Annotated in this window: 6 protein-coding genes; 1 reads left to right on the top strand and 5 read right to left on the bottom strand. The window is 68.6% G+C overall.

Features of this window, described 5'->3' with window-relative positions; genetic code table 11:
* Positions 1-349: carbohydrate ABC transporter permease (locus VJR25_RS01685; RefSeq protein WP_414683702.1), on the bottom strand; the 349-nt coding region annotated here is incomplete at its 3' end.
* Positions 349-1,767, bottom strand: a complete 1,419-nt coding sequence (locus tag VJR25_RS01680) for a sugar ABC transporter substrate-binding protein (RefSeq protein ID WP_324111866.1) — start codon at positions 1,765-1,767, stop codon at positions 349-351. The genes VJR25_RS01685 and VJR25_RS01680, both read right to left, overlap by 1 nt.
* A 175-nt stretch (positions 1,768-1,942) precedes the next feature.
* Between VJR25_RS01680 and VJR25_RS01675 the strand changes: the two genes are divergently transcribed.
* The gene (locus VJR25_RS01675) at positions 1,943-2,980 is read left to right on the top strand and encodes a LacI family DNA-binding transcriptional regulator (RefSeq protein WP_324111864.1); all 1,038 of its coding nucleotides are present in this window, start codon (positions 1,943-1,945) and stop codon (positions 2,978-2,980) included.
* Between the two features lie 157 nt (positions 2,981-3,137).
* Here VJR25_RS01675 and VJR25_RS01670 read toward each other — a convergent pair whose 3' ends face one another.
* The 3 genes from VJR25_RS01670 to VJR25_RS01660 all read right to left on the bottom strand — a co-directional run.
* Complete coding sequence (locus VJR25_RS01670) at positions 3,138-4,325, bottom strand: bifunctional 2-methylcitrate synthase/citrate synthase (RefSeq protein WP_324111862.1); 1,188 nt, start codon at positions 4,323-4,325, stop codon at positions 3,138-3,140.
* Positions 4,326-4,417: 92 nt separating this feature from the next.
* Positions 4,418-5,317, bottom strand: a complete 900-nt coding sequence (gene prpB / locus VJR25_RS01665) for a methylisocitrate lyase (RefSeq protein WP_324111858.1) — start codon at positions 5,315-5,317, stop codon at positions 4,418-4,420.
* A gap of 82 nt (positions 5,318-5,399) precedes the next feature.
* Positions 5,400-6,469, bottom strand: a 1,070-nt coding sequence (locus VJR25_RS01660) for an MmgE/PrpD family protein (protein WP_324111855.1), incomplete at its 5' end; no start/stop codon positions are given.

The raw sequence follows: 6,469 nt of genomic DNA, 5'->3' as shown, positions 1-6,469 counted from the left end.
AGAGCTGCAGCACCACGATGGCGATGGCCATGCAGATCGTCGTGCCGAACGACTGCAGCACCGGACCGTCGGCGAGGAACCGCTGGTAGTTGGCGATGCCCACGAACTTCGGCGGGGAGATGACGTCCCAGTCGAAGAACGAGAGGCCGAGCGAGGCGAGGATCGGGAGGAACGTGAACACCGTCACGAACAGCATCGCGAGGAAGATCATCGCGTAGCCGAAGACCGCCTCTCGGCGGGCCGTCCGCCGCGCGCCTGGGCGGCGGCGGACGACCCGAGGTGGCTTCGCCTTGTGGTGCGGCACGTCCTCTTCGACGACGGCGTGCGGTACTGCGGCGACGGAGGACATCAGGAGCCCGTCGCAACCTTCTCGAGGTCGCTCTGCATGGCATCCAGAGCCGACTTGGCGCTGCCCGACGACACCGCCTGCGTCGTGCGCTGGTTCAGCGACGTCGCGAGGGCGTTGTAGTACGAGGGCGCCGAGATCGGCACCGAGCCGTTGAGCTGGTCGTAGAAGACGGACCAGTGGTCGGGGCCCGTGGTCTTGTAGCGCTCGGCGGTCATCAGCGACTTGCGCCCGGGCGTGGTGATGTTGCCCGGGAACATGATGTCGAAGCTCTCCGGCTCGATCATCATCTTGATGACCTCCCACGCGGCATCCTTCTTCTGCGACGACTTGAAGATCGAGTAGCCGCCGGTGCCGAACAGGGACTTGTTGCCCTTCCAGGACGGGAACGTCTGCACGTCGAAGCTGCCGTTCTTCATGCCGGCGTTCGTGAGGCCGCCCGCCCAGAACCCGCCGCCGATCGTCATGCCGATGCGACCCGACGAGAAGAGGCCCTGCAGGGTGCCGCCGCCGCCCACGTCGGGCGAGGGGGACAGGCCGCTGCGCTGCATGTCGATCACGTACTGCAGCGCCTCGACCGACGGGGCGGAGTTCGCCGTCGGCGCGCCCCACTTCCAGCCGCCCTGGCGGCCGGCGATGAGCGGGTTGCCGGCGTCGTACGCCTTCGACCACAGCCAGTCGCCGCCGGAGTACTTGCCCTCTTCGAGCAGGTTGCCGCCGTTGGCGTACAGGAACGAGGTCCACGAACCCCACAGGCGAACCACCCAGTCGAACGGCAGCGCCTGGCCGCCGGCCTTCTTGATGCCCTGGGCCATGGTGTGGAAGTCGTCCACGGTCCAGCCCGCCGACGGTGCGGCGATGCCGGCCTTCTGCAGGATGCCGGTGTTGTAGAACATGCTGCCGGCGTTGAAGCTGTCGGGCATGTTGTACAGGTGGCCCTGGTACATCATCGCCTCGATGAGCGCCGGGTGGATGTCGTTGAAGTAGTTCGCCTTCAGCGACGCCATGTCCTTGGTGACGTACGAGTCGAGCGGGACGATGAGGTCCTTGCTCGCCATCAGCTGGAGGCCCTCGGTCGCGACGCTCACCATGTCGGGAGCCTGGCCCGCGGCGATGAGGGTCAGCACCTTGGCGAGGAAGTCGTTCCAGTCGGTGCCGTTGATCGCGGTGACCTTGAGGGTGAGGCCCTTGTCGATCTTCTTCACCTTCGACTGCAGTGCTGTCTGCAGCGTGGTGGCGGCCTTCTGGTCGCCGAAGTAGAGCATGGTGAGCGTCCCGGTGTTGGCGCCGCCTCCCGATCCTCCCGGCGCGCAGCCGGCAAGGCCGGTGGTGAGACCGGCGAGCGCGATGCCCGCGAGGCCGACACCCCCCAGCCGGAACAGGTCGCGCCGGTCCATGACGGGCCCGAATTCACGTGCCATCAAGTACTCCTCTCTGAGTGGATCGCGTCGCACTCCTGAGGCGATGCGCGATCTGCTGAACCGATTAAGCAGACGGTAACAGCCTCACAGCGCGCCGCGCAAGACATAGCGCTAAATTGGTTCAGCATCGTGATCTATCCGTTAGATTGAGAGCCGACCATAGGGGGAGGATGCGATGACGCCGCCGCGCAGAGCCACGCTCGCCGATGTCGCCCGGCTCGCCGGGCTGTCGAAGACCGCGGTGAGCCTGATCCTCAACGACCGGCCGGGATCGCGCCTGTCCGACGAAGCCGCCGAGCGCGCCCGGGCCGCCGCGGCCCAGCTCGGCTACAAGCCCAATCCGGCCGCCCAGAGCCTGCGATCCGGCAAGACGCGCACCATCGGCTTCATCTCCGACCAGGTCACGATCACCCGCTTCGCCTCCGCGATGGTGCGCGGCACGCTGCGCGCCGCGAAGGAGTACGACCACACGGTGCTCATCGCCGAGACCGGCGACGACGTGTCACAGCTCGCGGCGGCGTTCGACGAGATGATCGACCGCCGCGTCGACGGCGTGATCGTGGGGCTGATGGCGGCGCGCATGGTCGACGTCCCCTCGGCGCCGCACGGCGTGCCGGTCGTCATCGTCAACGGGCGCACGCCCGACGACCTGCCCAGCGTCCTGCCCGACGAGTACGCGGCGGGGCGGGCGATGGCATCGGTGCTGATGGATGCCGGCCACACCCGGATCGGATTCATCGCCGACATCCCCCAGATCGCCGGAGACCCGCGACGGTCCGTGACGATCGCGCGACGCCTCGCCGGCATCCGCGAGGCCCTCGCCGAACGCGGGGCGACCTCGTTCGAGGCGGTCGGCGAGAACTGGACGACGGCGCTCGGATTCGCCGAGACCACGAGACTGCTGGCCGACCACCCTGAGATCACCGCGTTCATCGCCGGGACCGACGGCGTGGCGTTCGGGGTCTACCAGGCGCTGTCCGACCTGGGCCTGCACGTGCCCCGGGACATCTCCGTGGTCTCCTTCGACGACGAGGAGCTGGCGAGCCTCGTGCGCCCCGGTCTGACCACGGCGCGCCTGCCGTACGAGCAGATGGCGCGCCACGGCGTCGAGATGCTGCTCGGCGACCGGGAGCTCGCGCACGAGCTGCTGCCGATGCCGGTGATCGCCCGCGACTCGGTCCGCACGCTCATCGCGGAGCCCACCGGCCGCTGAGCCCCCGGAGCACCCCGGAGCCCCCGACCACCACCCTCGACCACCACCCCCGGTCGTTGAGCGAGCGAAGCGAGACGAAACGCGGCGGCTCAGGGCGTTTCGTCTCGCTCGCTGGCGCTCGCTCGCTCAACGACCGGGGGGAGGGGGGAGCACCGGGTCAGTCGGCGGCTTCGGCGGGGCGGTCGGTGGTCTCCTCGGCGGCGGCATCCGGAACGTAGCCGGGGATGTGCCGCTCGTCCGGGCCGACGTACTCCGACAGCGGGCGGATCAGGGCGTTGGATGCCTGCTGCTCCATGATGTGGGTCGTCCAGCCGGTCACGCGCGCGGCGACGAACAGCGGCGTGAAGGTGAGGGTGTCGAACCCGATGAGGCTGTACGCCGGCCCGGACGGGTAGTCGAGGTTCGGGTAGATGCCCTTGCGCGCGACGAATTCGTCCTTGAGCGTGTTGTACAGATCGGCGACGTCCTGCCGGTCGAAGTGCTCCACGAGGGTGTTCAGCGCGGCCTCCATCGTGGGCACGCGGGAGTCGCCGTGCTTGTAGACGCGGTGTCCGAAGCCCATGATCTTGCGCTTCTCGGCGAGTGCCTTGTCCAGCCACGAGCCGACGTTGGAGGCATCCCCGATCTCGTCGAAGATGTGCAGCACGGCTTCGTTCGCCCCGCCGTGCAGCGCACCCTTGAGCGCGCCGATCGCCGCGGTCACGGCGGAGTACAGGTCGCTCAGGGTGGATGCCACGACCCGCGCGGTGAAGGTGGAGGCGTTGAACGAGTGCTCGGCGTACAGGATCATCGACCGGTTGAACGCGTCGACGACGACCTCGTCGGGTTCTTCGCCGAAGGTCATCCAGAGGAAGTTGGCCGCGTAGTCGAGGTCGTCACGCGGGGCGACGAGGTCCTGGCCGCGGCGGCGGCGCTGCCCGTAGGCGACGATCGCGGGAAGCGCGGCGTACATGCGGACGCTGCGTTCCAGGTTCTGGGACGGGTCGCCCGAGGCATCCAGCACCGAGCTCGACCCGGTCGCGAGGTCCTGCGCGCCGTAGAGGCTCACCGCCGTGCGCACCTCGTCCATCGGATGGGCGCTGACCGGCACCAGGTCGATGACGGCCTTGACGTCGGCGGGCAGTGCACGATGCTGCCGTTCAGTGGCACGCAGTTCGGCGAGCTGGTCGTCGGTGGGCAGCTCCCCATTCCACAGCAGGTAGGCGACGGCCTCGAACGGCTGGGTCGCGGCGAGCTCCTGCACCGGGTACCCGCGGTACAGCAGCGAGTTCGTCTCGGGGTTGACCTTGCTGACGGCGGTCTCGTCGACGACGACGCCGGCGAGGCCCTTCTTGATGTCGGTCATTGGATGGTCCTTTCATTGCCCCCCGGTCGTTGAGCGAGGAGCGAAGCGACGAGACGAAACGGGGTCGATGCGTTTCGTCTCGCTGCGCTCGCTCAACGACCGATCTGGAAGTTGAAAACGCTGGTGTCGAAGTGGTTGTAGCCCTCGTAGTCGATGAGGTCGTAGAGGTCGGCGCGGTGCTGCATCTGGTCGAGGAGCCCGGTGAGATGCCCCTCGGTCTCGAGTTCGGAAAGTGCCCGGTCTGCGGCGCCCATCGCCATGCGCAGCAGCGACACCGGCCAGATCACGATGTTCACGCCCACGTCCCGCAGCTGCGAGACGCTGAACAGCTCGGACTTCCCGAACTCGGTCATGTTGGCGAGGATCGGCACGTCCACCGCGGCGCGCACCGCGGCGAACTCGTCGAGGGTGCGCATCGCCTCCGGGAAGATCGCGTCGGCACCTGCATCCGCAAGCGCCTTCGCCCGGTCGACCGCGGACTCGAGACCCTCCACGGCCCGGATGTCGGTGCGCGCCATGATCAGGAAGTTCGGATCTCTTCGGGCATCCACCGCGGCACGGATCCGCTTGAGCGCGGTCGACTCGTCGACCACGGCCTTGCCGTCCAGGTGCCCGCACCGCTTCGGGTTGATCTGGTCCTCGATGTGGGTGCCGGACAGGCCGGCATCCTCCAGGGTCTGGATCGTGCGGGCCACGTTCATCGGCTCACCGAACCCGGTGTCCGCGTCGATGATCGCCGGCAGCTCCGTCATCCGGGCGATCTGCTGCCCCCGCCCGGCGACCTCGGTCAGAGTGGTGAGGCCGATGTCGGGCAGCCCCAGGTCCGCGGACAGCACCGCACCCGAGATGTAGACCCCCTCGAAGCCCTTGCGCTCGATCAGGCGGGCCGACAGCGGGTTGAACGCGCCCGGGAACCGCAGCAGCTCCCCCGTGGCGAGCCGCTCCCGGAACAGGCGCCGCTTCTCGGAGGCCGGGGTCTGGGAGTACAGCATCAGCGCGCTCCCTGCGTTTCGGCTCGCTTCGCTCGCTCAACGACCGATCCGGGTCTCCGCTCGCTCAACGACCGGGGGGACATCAGAAGAGGCCCTTCGGGGCGGAGGCGAGGGCGAGCACCCCGAAGGATGCCACGATCGACAGCTCGCGGACCTCGTCGGGGGTCAGCTCCGGCAGGCGTTCGGCGAGGCCGAGGAACCGGTCGACCTCCTCCGGGTCGAGCACGCCCTCCGCGAGGGTGCGGAACTTGCGCACGTAGTCCTCGCGGGCGAAGGGGCGGGCGCCGAGCGGGTGCGCGTCGGCCACCGCGATCTCGTCGACGATCTCGCTGCCGTCCTCGAAGCGGATGACCGCGCGGCCGCCGAACGCCTTCTCGTCGGGGTCCTCGGAGTGGTACCGGCGGGTCCACTCGGCATCCTCCGCGGTGGTGACCTTCTCCCAGAGCGCCACGGTGTCCTCGCGCGCCGCCCGAGACGGCAGATACGAGTCGACGTGATGCCAGGTGCCGTCCTGCAGCGCGACCGTGAAGATGTACGGGATCGAGTGGTCCAGCGTCTCGCGGGATGCCTGCGGGTCGTACTTCTGCGGGTCGTTCGCGCCCGAGCCGATCACGTGATGCGTGTGGTGCGACGTGTGCAGCACGACGGACTCGATCGGCGAGCCGTCCTCCGAGAGGCCGTCGCGCAGCGACGGATGCTCGGTGCCGAGACGCCGGGCCAGGTCGATGAACGCCTGCGCCTGATACTCGGCCGAGTGCTCCTTGGTGAACGAGTCCAGGATCGCGCGTTTCGGCTCGCCCTCCCCCGGCAACGGCACATCGTACGAGGCATCCGGCCCGTCCAGCATCCACGCGATCACGCCGTCCTCGCCCTCGTAGATGGGCGACGGCGAGGTCTGCCCGCGCATCGCGCGGTCGACGGCTTCGATGGCCGCTTTGCCCGCGAACGCCGGAGCGTACGCCTTCCACGTGGAGATCTCGCCCTTGCGGGACTGCCGGGTCGCGGTCGTCGTGTGCAGCGCCTGCCCGATCGCCTGGTAGATCGTCTCCTGGTCCAGGTCCAGCAGCGTGCCGATGCCCGCCGCCACCGACGGACCCAGGTGGGCGACGTGGTCGATCTTGTGCTTGTGCAGGCTGATCGCGCGCACCAGAT

The organism is Microbacterium sp., assembly GCF_035277845.1.
Classification (GTDB): Bacteria; Actinomycetota; Actinomycetes; order Actinomycetales; family Microbacteriaceae; genus Microbacterium.
The sequence above is the reverse complement of the archived record's forward strand: the minus strand, read 5'-3'. Positions and strand labels throughout refer to the sequence as shown.